Raw genomic sequence first — 19,171 nt, 5'->3', positions numbered from 1 at the left:
GAGGGATCATATGCCCATTCATCATCCACCGCAGTCATCGAATTTACTCGATGTACTCGAAAAAATACTAGATAAAGGAGTTGTCATCGCGGGAGATATAAAAATATCCTTAGCCGATGTCGATTTGTTAACGATAAAAATTAGGCTTTTGGTTGCATCGGTAGACAAGGCTAGAGAAATAGGCATGGACTGGTGGGAAAAGGATCCATACTACTCCTCTAAAGGAAGATTGGCTGAAAAAGAACATGACCACTTACTTGAAAGAATTAATCGGTTAGAGCAGGTAATTGAAAATAACTCATTGGCCCTTCCGGTGGAAAATGAGGTTGTTAGCATCCAAAGTGAGGAACGTTCATCGTCTGCAATTCAAACAGAAGAAAGTTCATCACATCATCATCCTCACCATCATCATCCCGAGCCAAAAAAAAAGAAAGATAAGTGAAAGAGGAGATTTATGCTCCTCTTTTTACTGTTTTGTTAAACAACTTTCATGACCTTTCCAAATGGAGCCTTCGGCACAAATTCGGTTGGAACCAGCCAATAAACCTCATAGGGTACTTGCATATCCTCTGGTATAAAACCCGTTAAATCCGTAATATAAAATACGGTTTCTATCTTTGCCTCTTCCGCCCATTCTAATGCCAAGGTATAGGAGGCTTTACCATGTGTGTAATATTTGATTTCCGATCCTTCTGTTATCGGTTCCGTACTACGGATTTTAAAATCAGCCTGAACAAGTGTTGTGTCTGGAGTTAGTTCTTTGAAAAAAGTTACAATATTCGCGACGAGGTCAATTTTTGTTTCATTTGTTGAGGTGTCAACCATTAAAGCAAGTTTTCTGCCTTGGCGGTCCTGGATGATTTTAAGTAAATTTTTGTGCCATTTCATGTATCGATTTTCCCCTCTCTTCAATAGTCACAAAAATTATTATGCTCATAATGAACCTATGAATTCGATTTAAATTATTTCATTTCATGAATAAGAAATAAAACGAATAATACTTGTAGATTGCCTCATAGGATGTATACTTTTATTATATTAGTAGCACTATTTTTTGATAGGGGGGAGATTATCATAGAAGGAAAATGGCTGATAGCGGACCGTGATTTAAATGAACGAGAAGGATTAAAATGGCTGTTAAAAACATCCTCCATCCCTGTAACAGAGATTCTTCTCGCCTCTAATATTCAGGATTTTATTGTAACCTTTGAAAAAGAAACCCCGGATATTATCCTTTTAGAACTCGATATGATTAACAGTGAGAATTGGTCCGGCTTTCGGGAATTAATACAGATTTACCAGCCTATTTTACTGTTAACGAGCGCCGAGGCAACGTTTGAAAAAGCCCGAATGGCGATTGACCTTCAAGCCTTGGAACTGATGATTAAGCCGTTTTCTGCCACAAAGGTGAAATCAGCATATCAAAAAGCAATGAAAACACTTGATAAAAAACAAGGTTCTTCAGATAAGACCAATGCTCCATTCTATAACGACTCAACCTATGAGTCACTGTTTATTTCCAATACATATGTTTTAGAAGACTTTATTATCGCAGCTTTTAAACTCGAAAATAGTGAAAAGGTTGGAATGTTATTTTCCTTTTTATCTGACTACCCCTTCAAAGAACTTCATGGTATTTTCCCGTTAAGTGATAGGGTTGTTCTCTTGTTTAAGGAAGCCTGCCAAAATAGTAAAGAGCAGTGTCAAAAGGCAATGAGAAAGTGGGAAGAGGAATTCTCAGAACCGCTTGCAATTGTAGTCAGAAACGAAAATTCTCCACATATAGGTCTTAATGAAAAGTTTCTAGAAACACAGAAAATGCTGGAGTTTACCTATTATTATGGATATCGTCAAATGATTGAGTTTGAATATCCTGCTGACTGGACGCATATCGACCCTTTTTTGGCTCCGCCAGAACAACGAACGTGGGTGGATATGCTGGCGAATCATGACATGGAAGGGATAAAAAAATGGTTATATGATGAATTTCTCCAATTAAGAGATCCATATCCAGATCCGGGATTGGTAAGAATTAGGCTTACGAGTATTCTTGCGCAAATTAGACGATTCATGAAAACCTTCGATTTAGATGAACAGCTGAGCTGCGAAAAAGAGTATCGGTATATTTTTCATTCAATTTTATATGATAGCGTTCTTTATCGGTCTGTACAAAATCTAATCTTGTTTATCCAAAAGTTATTTTTAAGTACGGATTCCAGCCGGCAGCTGTTTAAACAAGATCCAATTGAACGTGGAATTTCCTATATTGAAACCCATTTTTCCAACCATGCACTAAAACTTGAGGATGTAGCGAAATACGTTGAAAGGAATCCATCCTATTTCAGCCATCTGCTAATGGTGAAAACAGGCCGAAGCTTTACGGAAATAGTGACCGGTATCAGGATAAAAGAAGCGAAAAGGTTCCTGCTTGAGACGGCCAAGCCGGTAAAGGAAATCTCCCACTTAATTGGCTATCATAATCCCAACTACTTTAGCAGAACGTTTAAGGAAATAGTCGGGGTTTCACCGAGAGACTTTCGCATGAAAAAGGGATAAGAAGACAAGGTTCAGCGTCAGCTGAATCTTATTTTTTTCTAAAAATATTAGTGTTTTCAATAAATAATTTAGTTTTATACTAAAAATAAACGAGTTGTATATAAAAATAATACTATTTTTCCAACGAATGATTTGTATTTTTCAGAAAATTTTATTTTTATAATAAAGAGGAGGAAAAAGTATTTAAGGGAGTGAGAATAATGGAAACAAACACGGCAAAGTCAAGAGTCATTAAAAATTATAAAGGAACACAACTGCACGCAAAAGGCTGGATTCAAGAAGCTGCACTGCGAATGCTCATGAACAATCTGGACCAAGAGGTAGCGGAGCGTCCAGAGGATTTAGTGGTTTATGGGGGAATCGGCAAGGCGGCACGGAACTGGGAAGCTTATGACGCGATTGTCAAATCACTGCTTGAACTAGAAAATGATGAAACACTGTTAATTCAGTCTGGCAAACCTGTTGCTATTTTTAAATCACATAAGGATGCACCCCGGGTATTGCTGGCAAACTCCAATTTAGTACCGGCCTGGGCAAATTGGGAACATTTCCACGAGTTAGATAAAAAGGGATTAATGATGTACGGCCAAATGACTGCAGGCAGCTGGATTTATATCGGAACGCAGGGAATTGTTCAAGGAACTTATGAGACGTTTGCAGAGCTGGCTCGAAAAGAATTCAACGGGTCTTTAAAGCATACGATTACAGTAACTGCAGGCCTAGGCGGAATGGGTGGAGCACAGCCGCTAGCTGTGACAATGAATGATGGTGTTTGTCTCGCGATTGATGTGGATGAAACAAGAATTGATAGAAGAATTGAAACCGCTTACCTCGATATAAAAACCAGTGATCTAGATGAGGCTATTAATCTTGCAAAGGAAGCAAAGAAGGCAGGGAAGCCTCTTTCCATTGGTCTGATTGGAAACGGTGCTGAAATTTTGCCAATTATGATTGAAAAAGGCTTTAATCCGGATGTGTTAACCGACCAAACATCTGCCCACGACCCGTTAAATGGTTATGTGCCTGTTGGCTTTAGTCTGGAAGAGGCAGCCGCGCTTAGGAAAGAAAATCCTTCTAATTATGTAAAACTATCAAAGCAAAGCATGGCAATCCATGTGAAGGCAATGTTGACTATGCAGGAAAAGGGTGCTGTAACGTTTGATTATGGCAATAACATTCGTCAGGTGGCGAAAGATGAGGGAGTCGAAAATGCGTTTGATTTCCCAGGTTTTGTGCCGGCGTATATCCGTCCATTATTCTGTGAAGGAAAAGGACCGTTCCGCTGGGCCGCATTGTCGGGGGACCCTGAGGATATTCGGAAAATTGATGAAGTTCTCCTTCGTGAGTTTAAGGATGATGAGCACCTTTGTAAATGGGTGAGAATGGCTCAGGAAAAAATCAGCTTTCAAGGACTTCCAGCAAGGATTTGTTGGCTCGGTTATGGTGATCGTGCCCGCTTAGGAAAAATTATTAATGACCTTGTTGCTTCTGGTGAGGTTTCTGCGCCGATTGTTATTGGCCGTGACCACTTAGATGCAGGCTCTGTTGCATCTCCTAACCGGGAAACAGAAGGAATGAAGGATGGAAGTGACGCTGTTTCTGACTGGCCAATTCTTAATGCCATGATTAATGCTGTTGGAGGTGCCAGCTGGGTTTCGCTTCACCATGGCGGCGGGGTAGGAATGGGCTACTCACAGCATTCCGGAATGGTCATTGTTGCAGATGGTACACAAGAGGCTGAAGTCCGTTTGCATCGAGTATTAACAACAGATCCTGGTATGGGTGTTGTCCGTCATGCTGACGCAGGCTATGACCTAGCCATTAAGACAGCAAAGGAAAAAGGCATTAAAATGCCAATGCTGAAACAAGACTAAAAGAGGTGGTTCGGGTGAGGAAGCCAATTTTTATAAGAAATGCTTCGCAGCTCGTGACCTTACAGGGGGGTTCACATGCTCCCCTTGTAAAGGAAGCGATGTCAGATTTAGGTTTAATTGAAAATGGAAGTGTTTGGATTGAGAACGGAGTCATTTGGGATGTAGGAAAAGATGGAGAGCTTTTTGAAAAATATGCAGACCGTCTGGGTGAAGCGGATATAGTGGACGCAAGTGGGAAGCTTATCACACCAGGTTTAGTGGATCCTCACACTCATCTAGTTTTTGCGGGGAGCAGAGAAAATGAGTTTAATATGAGGCTGCAGGGTGCCACTTACATGGAAATCATGAATAGCGGCGGCGGGATTCATGCGACAACTAGGAGAACAAAGTCAGCCTCACATGAAGAGCTTTTTGAAGAAGGCTTAGAACGCTTAAATCAATTCCTGGTTCACGGTGTGACAACGGTTGAAGCGAAAAGCGGTTATGGGATGGAGTGGGAAACGGAGCTTAAACAGCTTGAAGTGGCGAAAATGCTTAACGAAAAACATGTAATCGATGTAGTTTCTACCTTTATGGGTGCACACGCTGTGCCGAAAGAATATAAAGAGAATCCTGATAAATTTGTAGAATTATTGATTGATGAAATGATTCCAAAGGTAGCAGAAATGGGATTAGCAGAATTTAATGATGTTTTTTGTGAGCATGGTGTTTTTACACCAGAGCAATCAAAACGGATTCTTGAAGCTGGTAAGAGCCACGGGCTAATACCGAAAATTCATGCGGATGAAATTGAACCATATGAAGGGGCAGAACTGGCCGCTGAGGTTGGAGCGATATCGGCAGACCATTTATTACGTGCATCAGAAAAAGGCATGAAAGCGATGGCTGAAAAAGGTGTGGTTGGTGTGCTTCTGCCGGGGACCGCTTACTTTTTAATGGCAGAATCTGCGAATGGTCGTAAAATGATTGATTTGGGAGTACCTGTGGCGTTGTCTACCGACTGTAACCCTGGTTCCTCTCCAACGGTGTCACTGCCTTTTATCATGAATTTAGGCTGTTTGAAAATGGGGATGACTCCTGCAGAGGTTATTACTGCAGCCACAATCAATGCCGCACATGCGATTAATCGCGGTCAGGAAATTGGCAGTTTGGAGGTTGGTAAGAAAGCCGACATTACCATGTTTAGTGTAGATAACTATATGAAACTTCAATATTCTTATGGAGTGAATCATACGCATACGGTAATAAAAAATGGAGTGGTGGTTGTCAGAGGAGGTCATTTGCTTGAAGAGATTTCTCTATCCAAAAATTAATCCACCGAGCTTTACTTGGGTTAACCTTGAGAGTGGGGGAGTGTCTAAGGTCCACGAATGGATTCAGCCCATCACGACTTTGAATGATGTCAAAAGGAGCAAGGAGGCCGAGGTTGTGATTCTCGGTGTTCCTTTGTCTCGTTCATCGATAAGTGCTTCTGGTGCATCTGAATTTCCCGAAGCCTTCAGACGTTCCTGGCGGAGCTTTGCCACCTACAATCTGGATGAGGATGTCGATTTAGCTGAGATGACAGCACTTGACATCGGGGACGTTCCGATGCATGTCACGGATATAAGTAAGTGTCATGACAACATCATCCAGGCTTCTGCTATGGTCCATAGCCATTTTCATGATTCAAAGGTATGTGCGATTGGCGGTGATCACTCCATCACCGCCATGATGGTAAAAGGAATGAAGCAGGCAAAGCCTTCTGATAAAATTGGCATCTTACAATTTGATACCCATTTTGATTTGCGAGACATGTCAGATAATGGTCCCTCCAATGGAACACCTATGCGTAACTTAATTGAGAGTGGAGTGGTTGACGGCAGTCATATGTACAACATTGGTCTGCATGGCTTTTTTAATACGAAGGACTTAAAACAGTATGCCGAGGAAAAAGGGGTCAATTATTTTACACTTCGTACAGCACGTAAAAAGGGGATAGAAGAAACTGTTCAGCAATGCTTAGAAGAACTATCTTCAAAGGTGGACACCATTTATTTAACGGTAGATATGGACGTGTTAGATATTGCCTATGCTCCTGGGGTACCGGCATCAACGCCGGGGGGCATGACAACAGAAGAACTGCTAGAAGGGGTACTAGCAGCAGGACGTCATCCAAAAGTAAAAGCAATGGACATCGTCTGCCTCGACCCATTAAAAGACACACACGTCCAGCCAACCGTTAAACTAGGAACACACGTATTCCTCACCTTCCTAACGGGAGTCATGCTTCGACAGAGTGCTAGCAACTAGATAGCGTTTGATATCTAGCTGCTAGACCTGGTGACAGGCACCGTTAAAATACATTTGTCCGCCTGAGGTGGACATGTTAGGAATTGAAGTATTTTGAACATAGGGATTTAATTGGAGCAAGGGGGATTGGGTATGGAAAATCAGCCGGTACAGCAGGTGCAGCAGCCAGAATTGCAAAATAGTAATCTGTTAAATAGTATGAAGTTCTTTGTTTTTAGCGCAATCGGTATTTTTGTATTTTTTGTTCCTGTTACTTTGAATGGCAAGTCTTCTATTATGCTGGATCATTTGGTTTCATATATACAACTTGCGGTGCCAAGTGTTTTACCTTATTATGCATTATTGGTCATATTGTTAGGAGCGATATATCCATTTGTCACACGGTCATGGAATAAAGATGTGGTTACCACCGTGTTTTCAATTCTGAAAATTTTTGGACTTGTGACTGCGATTATGCTTGTCTTTAATTTTGGTCCGAAATGGTTTTTTGATCCTAATATGGCACCATTCCTTTTTAACAAACTAGTGATCTCCGTTGGATTGTTAGTTCCAATTGGCTCTGTTTTTCTTGCCCTCCTTGTAGGTTACGGGCTGCTCGAATTTATCGGTATATTCATGCAGCCAGTGATGAGACCGATTTGGAAAACGCCGGGAAGATCAGCCATTGATGCAGTAGCCTCTTTTGTAGGAAGCTACTCCATTGGTCTGTTAATTACCAACCGTGTTTTTAAAGAAGGTAAATATTCCATTAAAGAAGCAGCCGTTATTGCCACGGGTTTTTCAACGGTTTCGGCAACCTTTATGATTGTGGTCGCAAAAACATTGAATCTAATGGAAGTATGGAACGCATATTTTTGGGTCACCTTTGTTGTAACCTTTCTCGTTACTGCTATTACTGTAAGAATTTGGCCGTTAAATAAAATGAGTGAATCGTATTACCAGGACATGGAGGGTGACGAGGAGGTCATTATTAAGAAGGACCGTGTTAAAACAGCCTGGAAAGAAGCGATGATTACTGCTGACCAATCTTCAAGCTTAGGTAAAAATATCTGGGACAATCTTAAGGATGGCTTTATCATGACCATGGGAATCTTGCCGTCCATTATGTCTGTGGGGTTACTTGGACTGATATTAGCTGAATTTACACCAGTATTTGATTGGCTGGGTTATATATTTTATCCTTTCACCGCACTCGTTCAACTACCTGACCCAATGCTGGCCGCAAAAGCAAGCGCAGTTTCAATCGCAGAGATGTTCTTGCCGGCACTGTTAGTTACCAAGGCTGCCATTGTGACAAAGTTCGTGATCGCTGTCGTTTCAGTATCATCCATTATCTTCTTTTCAGCCGTAGTACCCTGTATCTTATCAACAGAAATTCCACTAACCATTGGAAAACTCGTCGTGATTTGGTTCGAAAGGGTAGTATTCACCATACTCTTAACTGCACCTATAGCGTACTTAATCCTATAAAAGATAAACTGTTCCTCTTTAAATGGGGAACAGTTTTTTTATACTATGAAAAGATATATAATAAATCACGAAAAACATCAAATTATCGCGAAAGCTGTTGTTGAAATAAATCCATTGATAGATTATTTTGTAGAGGATACGTGTTAATAATTTTAAAAATTCATGAAATTCAGAAAACATTTCTCGGGAAAGCGCAGGAATAGACATTTGCGGCGGCTATTTGTCAAAAAATGTTGAATAGGAGTACTTGCTCAAAAATAGATACATGTTTTCCAAAAAATGAAGAGGGATAACAAATGAAAATGGTTGTAGTTTCAGATACACATCTACCAAAACGAAAAAAAGGATTGCCTGAGAGATTATTAGACGAATTAAAAGATGCTGAATTAATCATCCATGCGGGTGACTGGCAGACGCTGGATGTTTATCATCAATTGCGGACGTATGGCAGGGTTGAGGGTGTTTATGGGAACGTGGATGATGAGGAAATAATCGCATTGTTACCATCAAAAAAGATTGTTGAAGCTGGCGGTTTTAGATTTGGTATTACTCATGGCCATGGAAAAGGAAAAACAACTGAGAAACGTGCCATTGAAGCATTTAAGGGAGAGAAGGTTGACTGTATTATCTTTGGACATTCACATATTCCTGTTAAGCGGTATGAAGGGGACATTTTAATTTTTAACCCAGGTTCCCCAACTGACAAAAGAAAACAAAAGATGTTTTCCTTTGGGGTCTTCACCATTAGTGATAGAATAACGGCAGAACATATATTTTTTAAGTAGAGTAGCTACAGGTGGAAGGGGAGGAAGCAATGGAAAAAGGAGTTATCGTCTATACAACTAACGACTGTATTGAATGCACAATGGTGAAAAAAGTACTTACTGAGGAAGGCATTCCACATGAAGTGAGAGATATCTCAATAAATCCCGAATATCAACTTGAAGTGGAAAAGTACGGATTTCTTGGTGTTCCCGTAACCGTGTTAGGCAATAAAGCAGTGAAAGGTTTTACGAATGAATTAAAGGAAATAATCGAAACAGCAAAAAGAGCTATTTAGCTCTCAGGCTGCCGAGAAACTCTCGACAGTCTCTTCTTTTGGCTCTTTTTGTATAGAATGTAGTTTATTTTATACAAATGGACCGTTCCTTTCCGCTACAGGTGCTTGCTTTCCGCGGGGAGGAAGTCGAGCCTCCTCGACGCTGCGCGTCTGTGGGGTCTCGACTTTTCCTCTACATCCCGCAGGAGTCAAGCACCTTTCGCTCCAATCCACTCTTTGCTATCAATTTTGATAAAAGCACTTTTTACTGTTAAAAACCTGCAAGTTTCTTTGCATAAAGCATATTGGTTTTTAAAATTTCATAGTAAAGGTCTGGGTATCCAGCTACTAAAGCAAAATCATGTGATGGGTTGCAGTGGTCAATCTCTGAAATCCAGATATCACCTAATTCTCCAACCGTAATATCAATAGCTGCGTTTGCAAAATGTACACCCAAACCTTCTATTTCATGTACCGTATCAATCGCAATATTGTTCAATTCTTCAAAGGTCAAGGAAGCATGCAAATCACTTTGCTGCAAGAAATCTTTTACAATTTCCTTTTCAAATTTGACCAATGGCAGTAATTTACCATCGTTTTTTACAGATTGATCGCCTCTCGTAAACGAACCCATAACCTGCCATTGACCTGTATCGTCTTTAACCGTAATAAACCGAATGGTGATGGTACGATAACCAGTTACATCAATGGATTCTTGTATGAGGTTTTCTCCATCTTTAAAATATTTACTAAAGATTGAATAGGCTTGATCACGATTATTAAATCTATAATTCTTTGTTTCCCAATTTGTTAAATTTGTTATTACAAGTGAGTTTGAATCTTTTAGTAAAACTCTATATGCCTGCCGGTTGGAACTGTTAAGCGGTTTGACCGTTAAATTAGGAAATTTCTTTAAAAAGTAGTATAGATCTTGAGGTGAGCCATAAAGATTGGTGTCAGGAAGATAACATTTTACCCCGATGGAACTAGCCAATTTTTTGTGAATACTCCATCGATTAAGAAAGAAATCATTAAAAACGACATTTCCGATAATCGTTTTGAAATGTTGTATCCAGGCGGTGCTCACGGAAGATGTCATCACAAAAATAGAGGCTGGGTATGGGTAGGTTCCTTCATCCCATTGTTTTGTTCGTGGATTATAAAGGTAACCTTCGACCAGCTGATTGACTTTATCCACACGGTCAAGAGAAAAGACGAGGATGGCACCCTTAATTTCACGATAAAGTAAAACATAATCACGAAGATGATCAAGATATTTTTTAATCGAGCTTTGATAATATCCTGCAAGTAAGCCGATAAAGGGTCCAATGTGTATTTCGTTGCCATTCTGCTTCATTTCAAGACTGCAATACTGTGGTATATTAAGCATGTCCAAAATATCATCAGATAGGCTTGCCCCATTTGTCGGCAGTTCATCAGAGGTGTCTACAATTGATTGAAAGGTTTTTGCTCCAAACCTGATTTTTCTTGCCGTAATTTGAGTGATTCCCATTGATTCTGCTAAAACGGGATGTAAGGTTAATATCCCACTGTTAGAGGTGTTTCTTGATAGCAGAATAACATTATTCATTTTTATTCCCCCAAACCATATTATTGGATAAGTTATTATATGTACCAATAATAGAGATGGTCTTAAAAATGGGGGCGATTCTTACAATTTGGACAAGTGTACCATTGTTATTGTGAAATTATTATTGAAAGGTTTAATCATCTTGTTCATGGTTATTTTCTTCGTTTTCTTCTCCAGGGCGTCCATATAACTCATTGATTTCATATGCCAATTCATCTAAAAATTCATCACTCAAAAGAGGCTTTTTCTTTTTAGACATATATTTTTCTCCAATCTTTATTTATTAAAAATTATGATTTACATTTGAGAAACACAGGAGTATGATAATCACAGTTTCATATTTCTAAATCGCTGAGACCAAATTGGTGCGGGGGACCCATTCATATGGATAGTATATCCAAGGGGTGAATCCTTTAATAGGTAGGGCTACTCAATGGCCCGAATCCGACAGCTAACCTCGTAAGCGTTAATGAGAAGGAAGGTGGAGCTTGTGAGACAAAATTATTATGTCTGCAGGTCTATTTATCTTTGACTTGCAGGCATTTTTTTGTGTTTTTTTAGCAAGATAAGAAAAGTAACTTAATAGAAAACTCGGTGGTGCAGAGCATATGGTATCTTCGGTCAAAAGATTATTAATCGGCAGACCTTTAAAATCAACAGAATTAGGGGAACAAAAGCTAAATAAAACAAAAGCGTTGGCCATTCTTTCATCTGACGCATTATCATCTGTGGCTTATGGTCCGGAGCAAATCCTCATTGTCCTCGTAACGGTTAGTGCGGCAGCCTTTTGGTATTCGATTCCAATTGCAATCGGTGTATTGGTTTTACTGGCAGCACTAATTTTATCGTATCGACAAATTATTTTTGCCTACCCGCATGGTGGAGGAGCCTATGTAGTATCAAAGGAAAACTTAGGTATCAATTATGGGCTGATATCGGGTGGGTCATTACTAGTTGACTATATCTTAACGGTAGCTGTTAGTGTATCTGCTGGAACCGACGCCATTACATCAGCCTTTCCAGCCCTGCATGACCATAACGTGGGGATTGCGATTATTTTTGTCATATTTATTACTACTTTAAACCTGAGAGGTGTAACAGAGTCTGCTACTATTTTAGCATATCCTGTATATTTATTCGTCCTAGCTTTATTTATTATGATTGGTGTAGGAATATTCAATATTTTAACAGGGCAGGTCCCAGCAGAATTGCATACACCAGTTGGAACACCTATTGCTGGTATATCTTTATTTTTGCTCTTAAGGGCATTTGCCTCAGGCAGTTCAGCCCTTACCGGAGTTGAGGCGATATCGAATGCCATTCCGAACTTTAAAGATCCAGCTCCTAATAATGCTGCTAAAACGTTGGCGGCAATGGGGGGACTACTGGCAATCTTATTTTCGGGGATTGTAATGTTAGCTTATTATTATGGCATTACTCCCAATGAAAAGGTTACAGTTGTTTCTCAGATTGCGGAGCAAACATTTGGACGTAATTTTATGTATTTCTTTATACAAGGTACAACGGCCTTGATTTTAATTCTTGCGGCAAATACAGGATATACAGCTTTTCCATTGCTGGCAGTCAATCTTGCGAATGATAAATTTATTCCAAGAATGTTCAAGATAAGAGGCGACCGATTAGGGTATTCAAATGGAATTCTCACATTAGGTTTAGCATCCATTTTGTTAATCATCTTTTTCAAAGGCCAAACGGAGCACTTAATTCCACTTTATGCCATTGGGGTCTTTATTCCGTTTACTTTGTCTCAAACGGGGATGATGATAAAATGGCTTCGTGAAAAGCCTCAGGGCTGGGTGTCTAAGCTTATTATTAATACCATGGGTGCTATTATCTGCTTTGTCGTAACTATTATGTTCTTTTTAACTAAATTTGCACAGGTTTGGCCAGTATTAGTTTTCTTACCAGTGATTGTTTTTGTCTTTTACCGAATTAGAAAGCATTATGAAGCAGTAGGAGAGCAGCTGCGATTAAATTGTGAAGAGCCTGCAGTGCCAATAGAAGGGAATGTTATCATTGTACCTGTTGCAGGGATTACGCAAGTGGTTGAAAACTCACTGAATTATGCAAAATCCCTGGGTGCCGACCAAGTACTTGCAGTCTATGTTTCCTTTGAAAGGGACGATGAAAAGAAATTCGAGGAAAAATGGAATAAGTGGCAGCCGGATGTAAGACTTGTCACCCTGCATTCCTATTATAGGAGTATCATCCAGCCTTTGACAAAATTTGTCGATACTGTTCAGCATAAAGCCAGTGAAGCGAATTACCGAGTGACAGTTGTCATTCCACAATTCATTCCAAAAAAAGGCTGGCACAATATCTTGCACAACCAATCAAGCTTACTAATAAAAGCATATCTGTTATATAAAAGAAATGTTATTATTACAACAGTACCATATCATTTGAAAAAATAATTAAAGAGCAGCTTCCGTTTTGGGAGCTGCTTAATTTTTGTTTCCTAGATTGGTGAAGATACATCCTGGAACTTCAAACGTCCGACCATTCGAAGTTAAGATAATCGAACAGATAGCAGTACCGATAATCGTTTCATGCAAAAAATGTATGTTTGTTAGGACGGCATTGTCATAAAAGTTGACTCCGGAGGCTTGTCCTTCTGCTGTTAAAATCATACCGATACCACCGCCGGATACGGGTTCATAGGTTGGTAAACCGGGAGCAGCGGATGTAAAAACAAAGCTATTGTTTTGATTTATATCGTCACCATAAAGAATGGAAATAAAACTATTATTGGCTTTACATTCAACATCACAAATTCGTGCAGATACAGTAATAATGCCGCAAGAAGGGAAACGATTAATTAAGGTTTCGACTGGAACGGCCGTTGCCGATACGTTTCTACGACAGTTACAACTTTCCATAAAACACCTCTCATTCACAATATTACTTATATATATGAAAAAGTTTGCCTTTTGGATTGGACAAGGAATGGAGTAAAATGGAAAAGTCTATATACGATTCGATTTACTGAAAAGTTTTATAGTATTATGGATTTGATTGAAAGGACCAGAGTATGGGAAAATATGGAGAGGTGATAAACAAATGGTGAAATTTGATTTACATACACACCATGACCGGTGTGGGCATGCAAGGGGCAGTATACGTGATTATATCGAAGCCGGAGTAGAAAAGGGTTTGAATATAATCGGAATCTCTGATCATACCCCCTATTTTTCAAGTAAAGAGGATCATCCCTTCCCACACATAACCATGGCAACAAGTCAATTTCCTGAATACGTAGAGGAAGTCCTAAAGTTAAAACAAGAGTATGCTGGAAAAATTGATGTCTTATTAGGAATTGAGGCAGATTTCTTTCCCGAACATGTCAATACCTATAGAACGTACTTTGAACGATATCCATTTGATTATATTATTGGTTCTGTTCATCATGTTGATGGGGTGAGCATTTTTAAGAAAGAGCGCTGGGAAGGATTGAGTACAAAAGAACAAATACGTACGAAGGAAACCTATTATTCATTAATTGAACAATCCGCCGCTAGCGGCATGTTTCAAATTCTTGGTCATATTGATGCGATGAAAGGCTTCTATCCTGACTTTTCTAACATACAAACTGCCGCAGTGGAACACACCTTAAAGGTGATAGCCGAATGCGATATCGCGATCGAAATCAACACCTCAGGAAAAACCAAATACGTGGGAGGCTGGTACCCCGCCGATGACATATTAGAAATGGCCCTCCATCACGGAGTAAAAGTCACCTTTGGCTCAGACGCCCATGACCCAGAGCGAGTCGGAGACGAATTTGACCTCGTCCAAGCCCGCCTCAAAGAAATAGGCTTCAAAGAATGGGTGTACTTTAAATCAAGAAAGCGATATGCAGTCAAACTATGAATAACTGCATAAATGGTGACAGGCACCATGTAGGTGGCACCATGGAGGCACAATGGAGCAAAAAAAATGTAATGGAAGCTGCAGTCCATTACATTTTTTCTTGCTGTTGTTTTTGATTGCACCTTTTGAATAAGGTTCTAATTAGGTAGATACCACCAATTAGCGCTAGTAGGTTTAATGAATCTCCAAGGTTAATGGTTAGATTGAAGTTGTTGTTTACATGTACTGTGTTTTTATTGTTGTTGGTAGTTGTATGAGACTTTGTTTCCTGACTTCCTTTTGGCAAAGGACCACCTCCATAAGACTAGTATATCAACTGAGTCATACAGAAAATGCCAATTTACTAGGAAAAATTGCTAGTTTTTTACTAACATAGCTTTAGTAAATCTTCTGGTGCGTGAATACATAAGAAGGAATACAAATGCACTTCCTATCCTCAATATAGAGTTTAATTCCATTGCTGTTTGTATACCTAGTCCCTCTAGTAGCAAAATACCAAGCTGAGGGGCTATAAAGGCAACAAATGAAAGGAGTACATTATAGGTAGTAATACAATACGTTCTCGTTTCGGCGGGTGATTGCTCCAGCAGAAGGTTGAACAATAAGAGCACAACCCCAGAAATGAAAAATCCAGATAGAGCTTGAACGCAAGTCAAATAAAACAAATTGGTAGATAAGACGGTTAGAAAGGGAACAAGTGCCATTCCTAGCGCAGCCCATACCAGCATGAGGGTATTCGATTTTACCTCCGCCCATTTTTTCCACATAGGGAAAGTAAAGATTTGTACCAATTGACATGCCACCGAAAAGATACTAATCCAAAGTATCGTCGCCTCTGCAATTCTCACATGATAAATATTGAATATACCCCAGGACATCTGCCAAGTGAAATTAAAACAAAGTGCCGCAATCAGGAACCATTTGTAACCATGATCCTTAAAAATCGACCAATCCATCGATGATTTTTTGGCAGTGGAAATCGCTTGGACTGTCTCTTTATGTTTCATTAGGAAAAACACTTCAAGTAATCCGAAAAGTAAGGCTGTGAAAAATAACCACTGATAGGCTGTTTCGTTATTTGTTTGGTTCTTCATGATAATGCCGATAATTAATGTGGAAATCATTCCTGCAATCGTCAATAAGCGGTTACGATCACTAAAAAAAGAACCCCTTCGTTCGTCCTTAATCATCCCGCTAATTAATGTTTGCCAGCCAATGTTCGCAATGGTTGCGGGTACATTCATAAACGCAATAATGATTAAGAATACCCATGCCTGGTAGGAGGTGGAGATATAAACAACTCCGATGAGAAGTAAAAATAACAACCGAGCCCCTAAAACGGACATGGCAACGGTTTTTTTCTGGGTCTCCAAACGATTTAATAGAATGGCAGCAGGAATGGTCATCAACAGGGCAATTAAAGGTGGAAGAGAACTTATTAATCCAACTTGATAATTGGTTGCTCCAAGAATCGAGATCGCAAAGATGGGATAAAAGTTGCCTGCAAGGTTGATAGCAATGGTAGAAACCATTCCATGATAGATACTAATCTTTTCATTATATGTACGCACGATTCTTCACCAGTTTCTCTTTTAATCAATAACGATACTATTATACTACGGTATCCGAAATTTCTATATAATACTTTTTAAAATTATTTAGCAAAAAAGTTACAGTTTTGCATAACAAATAATACTCAAGTTAGTTGAAATCCAGTATAATGAATCTTTGGCTTTCATATTACAGATTTCTAGGAGTTTTTTCATATGAATCAGACGTTTACATTAAAGGAAAAGACAAAGCAAATTTTTGTCATGCTCATACCTATTTTAATTACTCAGCTTGGTATGTTTTCAATGGTGTTTTTTAATACGATTATGTCAGGAAAATATAGCTCTTCAGACTTAGCCGCAGTTGCGATTGGTTCGTCCATCTGGAACCCTATATTTACTGGCATCAGTGGAATTTTGCTAGCGGTTTCTCCAATTGCAGCTCAACGCTTTGGGGAAAAGAGGAGCAGTGAAGTGGCTTCGGTTGTCAGACACGGACTCTACATTTCCGTTATGATTACGATAATGGTGATTATTCTTGGTGTATTTTTTTTAGATCCACTTTTAGATAAAATGAATCTCCCAAGTGACGTACAAAAAACAGCATTTGACTACTTGATTGGTCTTAGCTACGGGATTCTTCCGTTATTTATTTTTAACGTGCTAAGGTCATTTATTTATGCATTAGGAAAAACAAGGGTTGTAATGTATATCCTACTCTTGTCATTACCCATCAATTTCTTTTTGAATTATGTGTTGATCTTTGGATATTGGGGGTTCCCGGAACTTGGAGGTGCGGGTGCTGGTTATGCAACCTCTATCACAGAATGGGTAATAACTGGAATGACGGTCTTCATTGTAAAAACGCAGCAACCATACTCAAATTTTCCCGTGTTTGAGAATTTGAAGAAATTCTCCTTCGCAGAGTGTAAGGAAATCCTGAAAATTGGTGTACCAATGGGACTATCAACCTTTTTTGAAACAAGTATGTTTGCAGTTGTGACCATTCTATTAAGTAAATTTAATGTTACAACCATTGCTGCCTATCAATCAGCATTAAACATCGTTTCTTTCCTATACATGATTCCGATAAGCATATCGATGGCACAGACGGTTCTTGTAAGTTATGAAGTAGGGGCACGAAGATATAAGGACGCAAAGAGCTACAGCTGGCTAGGCATTTATCTTGCTATCTTAATAGCATTGATTACCGGGGTACTCGTCGTTCTATTCCGTTATCAAGTGGCTGGATTTTACTCGAATGAAGCAGAAGTCATTAACTTAACGGCGCATTTCTTGATTTTTGCATTGTTCTTCCAGATTAGTGACGCCATTCAAGTAACGGCACAGGCTGCCTTACGGGGATATAAAGATGTTAATCTTGCCTTTGTTATGACGTTAGTCGCATACTGGTTAATCTGTCTCCCTGTTGGCTACGGTCTTGCAAACTTTACGGGATTAGGGGCAACCGGTTATTGGCTGGGACTTACCGCAGGCTTGTTAGCAGCCGGTATAGCACTATCATGGAGGCTAACCTACATCCAAAAAAGAAAATTCATCGACACACAAAAATTAGAAGCAGTATAACAAAAGAATCATATAAAAATATTATGTAAACAAAAATCTTACTCTATAATAGGGTAAGATTTTTTTGTAAGAGTAATAAACAAATATGTATTTTCTGTGTATTTATGAATTTTCAGTTAACAAATTGAAAGATTTATTAGAATTGAGTGTAAAATCTGCTGAAAATAGCAAAACTGTTGAAATGGAGGACAAAGATAAATGTTTTTTGAAGAAATGTATGTGTCGAAAATAAATAAATAATCATTATACGTGCAAAGTAAACGTTCGTCAATATGGGTAACTACGATTGAAAAGTATGTTAGGAGCAACAAAAAAATTATTTATTTACAACAGATTTACTTTATATCTTCTAGTAAAATATACTATTTTTGAGGAGGAATGATGTGGAAAAGTATGATGGAAACATAGTTAAAATAATCACCCTCGGGTAATGATCTTGGCGGACACATACCCAAGGGCAAGGCAAGTTGAGTATACAACTGTATGGTTAGTATACTCTTATTCTTAAAATAATCAACCACTAATACTAGAAAAAGAGGGTGACTACTTTATGGACATAAGAGATAAACACCTGCTTAATGAAAAGACGGTATTACTAACAGGCGAGTACCATAATCGAGGAGAAGTATGGTCTAGGGTAATTGAAGGGAAAGAGATGTTCCTTGTAAAACAAAATCCCATTACGATAATCGAGGAATCCTTATTACATGTGAGGTCCAATTTACTTTCAGACCAACGTAGTGCAAAATATCTGCTTTCTCCAACTAGAATGCATCCGATATGTGTCAATCCACAGCTGGGCATTATATTGTTTCCTACAAAGAATAGGAAGTGCCATTGTAACATATGGTTATCACTTATTCATGTAAAAACTACAAATTCGATTAGAACCCGTCAAATTGAGGTTTTAACAAGCTTTGGTCATACAATCTTAATCGATATGTCTGAAAGAGCCTTTAACAACAAGCGACAAAAGGCAGTTCAGCTACAGGAAGCTTTAACCACTAATTTAAATTGCCCTTTAAATTTCTATGTTGAACCAAAGAAGGGCTATTATATAGTTAAAAGCTCAAATGAAAATAATTATTTCCTTGAGAAAAAATAATCAAAGAGAGCAGCATTCTTAATGGATGCTGCTCTCTTTGATTATTTGCTAAAGCAATGAAGCAATCACAGTATAATATGGCGGCGGCAACTTTATAAGCTCTAGTCCTATTACCGCTATATGAAGGAAAAATATCCGAAAAGTGGATATTTTAGCTAATTTAATAAAGACTAAATAAATAGTAAGCAATGAGAAAGTAACCCTTATAGGAGTATA

General features: G+C 39.0%; 17 protein-coding genes, 1 pseudogene and 1 riboswitch. Of the genes and pseudogenes, 12 read left to right on the top strand and 6 right to left on the bottom strand.

The genetic code is table 11. From position 1 onward, the window contains the following. Positions 1-10 precede the first annotated feature (10 nt). Positions 11-292 (top strand): annotated as a pseudogene (locus tag ACN6MT_RS21395) (gas vesicle protein); the annotation flags it as partial. 185 nt (positions 293-477) lie between these two features. On the opposite strand, the gene ACN6MT_RS21390 reads toward ACN6MT_RS21395, so the two are convergent. Next, on the bottom strand, positions 478-888 hold the full coding sequence (locus ACN6MT_RS21390) for a VWA-like domain-containing protein (protein WP_419887952.1): 411 nt from the start codon (positions 886-888) through the stop codon (positions 478-480). Positions 889-1,020: 132 nt separating this feature from the next. Here ACN6MT_RS21390 and ACN6MT_RS21385 point away from each other — a divergent pair, with 132 nt between their 5' ends. The 7 genes from ACN6MT_RS21385 to ACN6MT_RS21355 all read left to right on the top strand — a co-directional run bounded on the left by ACN6MT_RS21385 (position 1,021) and on the right by ACN6MT_RS21355 (position 9,252). After that, entirely contained in the window at positions 1,021-2,556 is a 1,536-nt protein-coding gene (locus tag ACN6MT_RS21385) for a helix-turn-helix domain-containing protein (RefSeq protein ID WP_419887951.1), read from the top strand. Positions 2,557-2,756: 200 nt separating this feature from the next. Next, positions 2,757-4,430, top strand: a complete 1,674-nt coding sequence (gene hutU, locus ACN6MT_RS21380; RefSeq protein ID WP_419887950.1) for a urocanate hydratase — start codon at positions 2,757-2,759, stop codon at positions 4,428-4,430. 14 nt (positions 4,431-4,444) lie between these two features. After that, complete coding sequence (hutI, locus tag ACN6MT_RS21375) at positions 4,445-5,743, top strand: imidazolonepropionase (protein WP_419887949.1); 1,299 nt, start codon at positions 4,445-4,447, stop codon at positions 5,741-5,743. Then, on the top strand, positions 5,715-6,722 hold the full coding sequence (locus ACN6MT_RS21370; RefSeq protein WP_419887948.1) for an agmatinase family protein: 1,008 nt from the start codon (positions 5,715-5,717) through the stop codon (positions 6,720-6,722). Before hutI ends, ACN6MT_RS21370 begins: the two co-directional genes overlap by 29 nt. 198 nt (positions 6,723-6,920) lie before the next feature. Continuing rightward, complete coding sequence (locus ACN6MT_RS21365; RefSeq protein WP_419956501.1) at positions 6,921-8,192, top strand: YjiH family protein; 1,272 nt, start codon at positions 6,921-6,923, stop codon at positions 8,190-8,192. A 296-nt stretch (positions 8,193-8,488) separates the two neighbouring features. Next, a complete protein-coding gene (locus ACN6MT_RS21360) occupies positions 8,489-8,977 on the top strand; it encodes a metallophosphoesterase family protein (RefSeq protein ID WP_419887947.1) in 489 nt (162 codons plus the stop codon). A 29-nt stretch (positions 8,978-9,006) separates the two neighbouring features. Beyond that, entirely contained in the window at positions 9,007-9,252 is a 246-nt protein-coding gene (locus ACN6MT_RS21355) for a glutaredoxin family protein (protein ID WP_419887946.1), read from the top strand. A 250-nt stretch (positions 9,253-9,502) separates the two neighbouring features. Here the strand turns inward: ACN6MT_RS21355 and ACN6MT_RS21350 are convergent, their stop codons facing one another. Continuing rightward, entirely contained in the window at positions 9,503-10,822 is a 1,320-nt protein-coding gene (locus ACN6MT_RS21350; RefSeq protein WP_419887945.1) for a YheC/YheD family protein, read from the bottom strand. A 133-nt stretch (positions 10,823-10,955) separates the two neighbouring features. After that, positions 10,956-11,081: a bacitracin ABC transporter ATP-binding protein gene (locus ACN6MT_RS21345; protein WP_419887944.1), complete on the bottom strand. Its 126-nt coding sequence runs from the start codon at positions 11,079-11,081 to the stop codon at positions 10,956-10,958. An 80-nt stretch (positions 11,082-11,161) separates the two neighbouring features. Further along, positions 11,162-11,303: riboswitch (cyclic di-AMP (ydaO/yuaA leader) on the top strand. A 127-nt stretch (positions 11,304-11,430) separates the two neighbouring features. On the opposite strand from ACN6MT_RS21345, the gene ACN6MT_RS21340 reads away from it, so the two are divergent. Continuing rightward, complete coding sequence (locus ACN6MT_RS21340; RefSeq protein ID WP_419887943.1) at positions 11,431-13,257, top strand: APC family permease; 1,827 nt, start codon at positions 11,431-11,433, stop codon at positions 13,255-13,257. A 30-nt stretch (positions 13,258-13,287) separates the two neighbouring features. Here the strand turns inward: ACN6MT_RS21340 and ACN6MT_RS21335 are convergent, their stop codons facing one another. Beyond that, on the bottom strand, positions 13,288-13,722 hold the full coding sequence (locus ACN6MT_RS21335; RefSeq protein ID WP_419887942.1) for a hypothetical protein: 435 nt from the start codon (positions 13,720-13,722) through the stop codon (positions 13,288-13,290). Between the two features lie 184 nt (positions 13,723-13,906). On the opposite strand from ACN6MT_RS21335, the gene ACN6MT_RS21330 reads away from it, so the two are divergent. Beyond that, positions 13,907-14,713 (top strand): histidinol-phosphatase, encoded by an 807-nt coding sequence (locus ACN6MT_RS21330; RefSeq protein WP_419956500.1) that lies wholly within the window; start codon positions 13,907-13,909, stop codon positions 14,711-14,713. 88 nt (positions 14,714-14,801) lie between these two features. On the opposite strand, the gene ACN6MT_RS21325 is transcribed toward ACN6MT_RS21330, so the two are convergent. Beyond that, on the bottom strand, positions 14,802-14,999 hold the full coding sequence (locus tag ACN6MT_RS21325) for a hypothetical protein (protein WP_419887941.1): 198 nt from the start codon (positions 14,997-14,999) through the stop codon (positions 14,802-14,804). Between the two features lie 70 nt (positions 15,000-15,069). Then, the gene (locus ACN6MT_RS21320) at positions 15,070-16,284 is read right to left on the bottom strand and encodes an MFS transporter (protein WP_419887940.1); all 1,215 of its coding nucleotides are present in this window, start codon (positions 16,282-16,284) and stop codon (positions 15,070-15,072) included. A 195-nt stretch (positions 16,285-16,479) separates the two neighbouring features. Here ACN6MT_RS21320 and ACN6MT_RS21315 point away from each other — a divergent pair, with 195 nt between their 5' ends. Next, positions 16,480-17,850 (top strand): MATE family efflux transporter, encoded by a 1,371-nt coding sequence (locus ACN6MT_RS21315; protein WP_419887939.1) that lies wholly within the window; start codon positions 16,480-16,482, stop codon positions 17,848-17,850. A 550-nt stretch (positions 17,851-18,400) separates the two neighbouring features. After that, entirely contained in the window at positions 18,401-18,955 is a 555-nt protein-coding gene (locus ACN6MT_RS21310; protein ID WP_419887938.1) for a competence protein ComK, read from the top strand. Positions 18,956-19,171 lie beyond the last annotated feature (216 nt).

It is taken from the genome of Neobacillus niacini (assembly GCF_048572935.1).
GTDB lineage: Bacteria > Bacillota > Bacilli > Bacillales > Cytobacillaceae > Neobacillus > Neobacillus niacini.
Note: the sequence above shows the minus strand (reverse complement) of the source record. Positions and strands in the feature narration are given on the sequence as shown.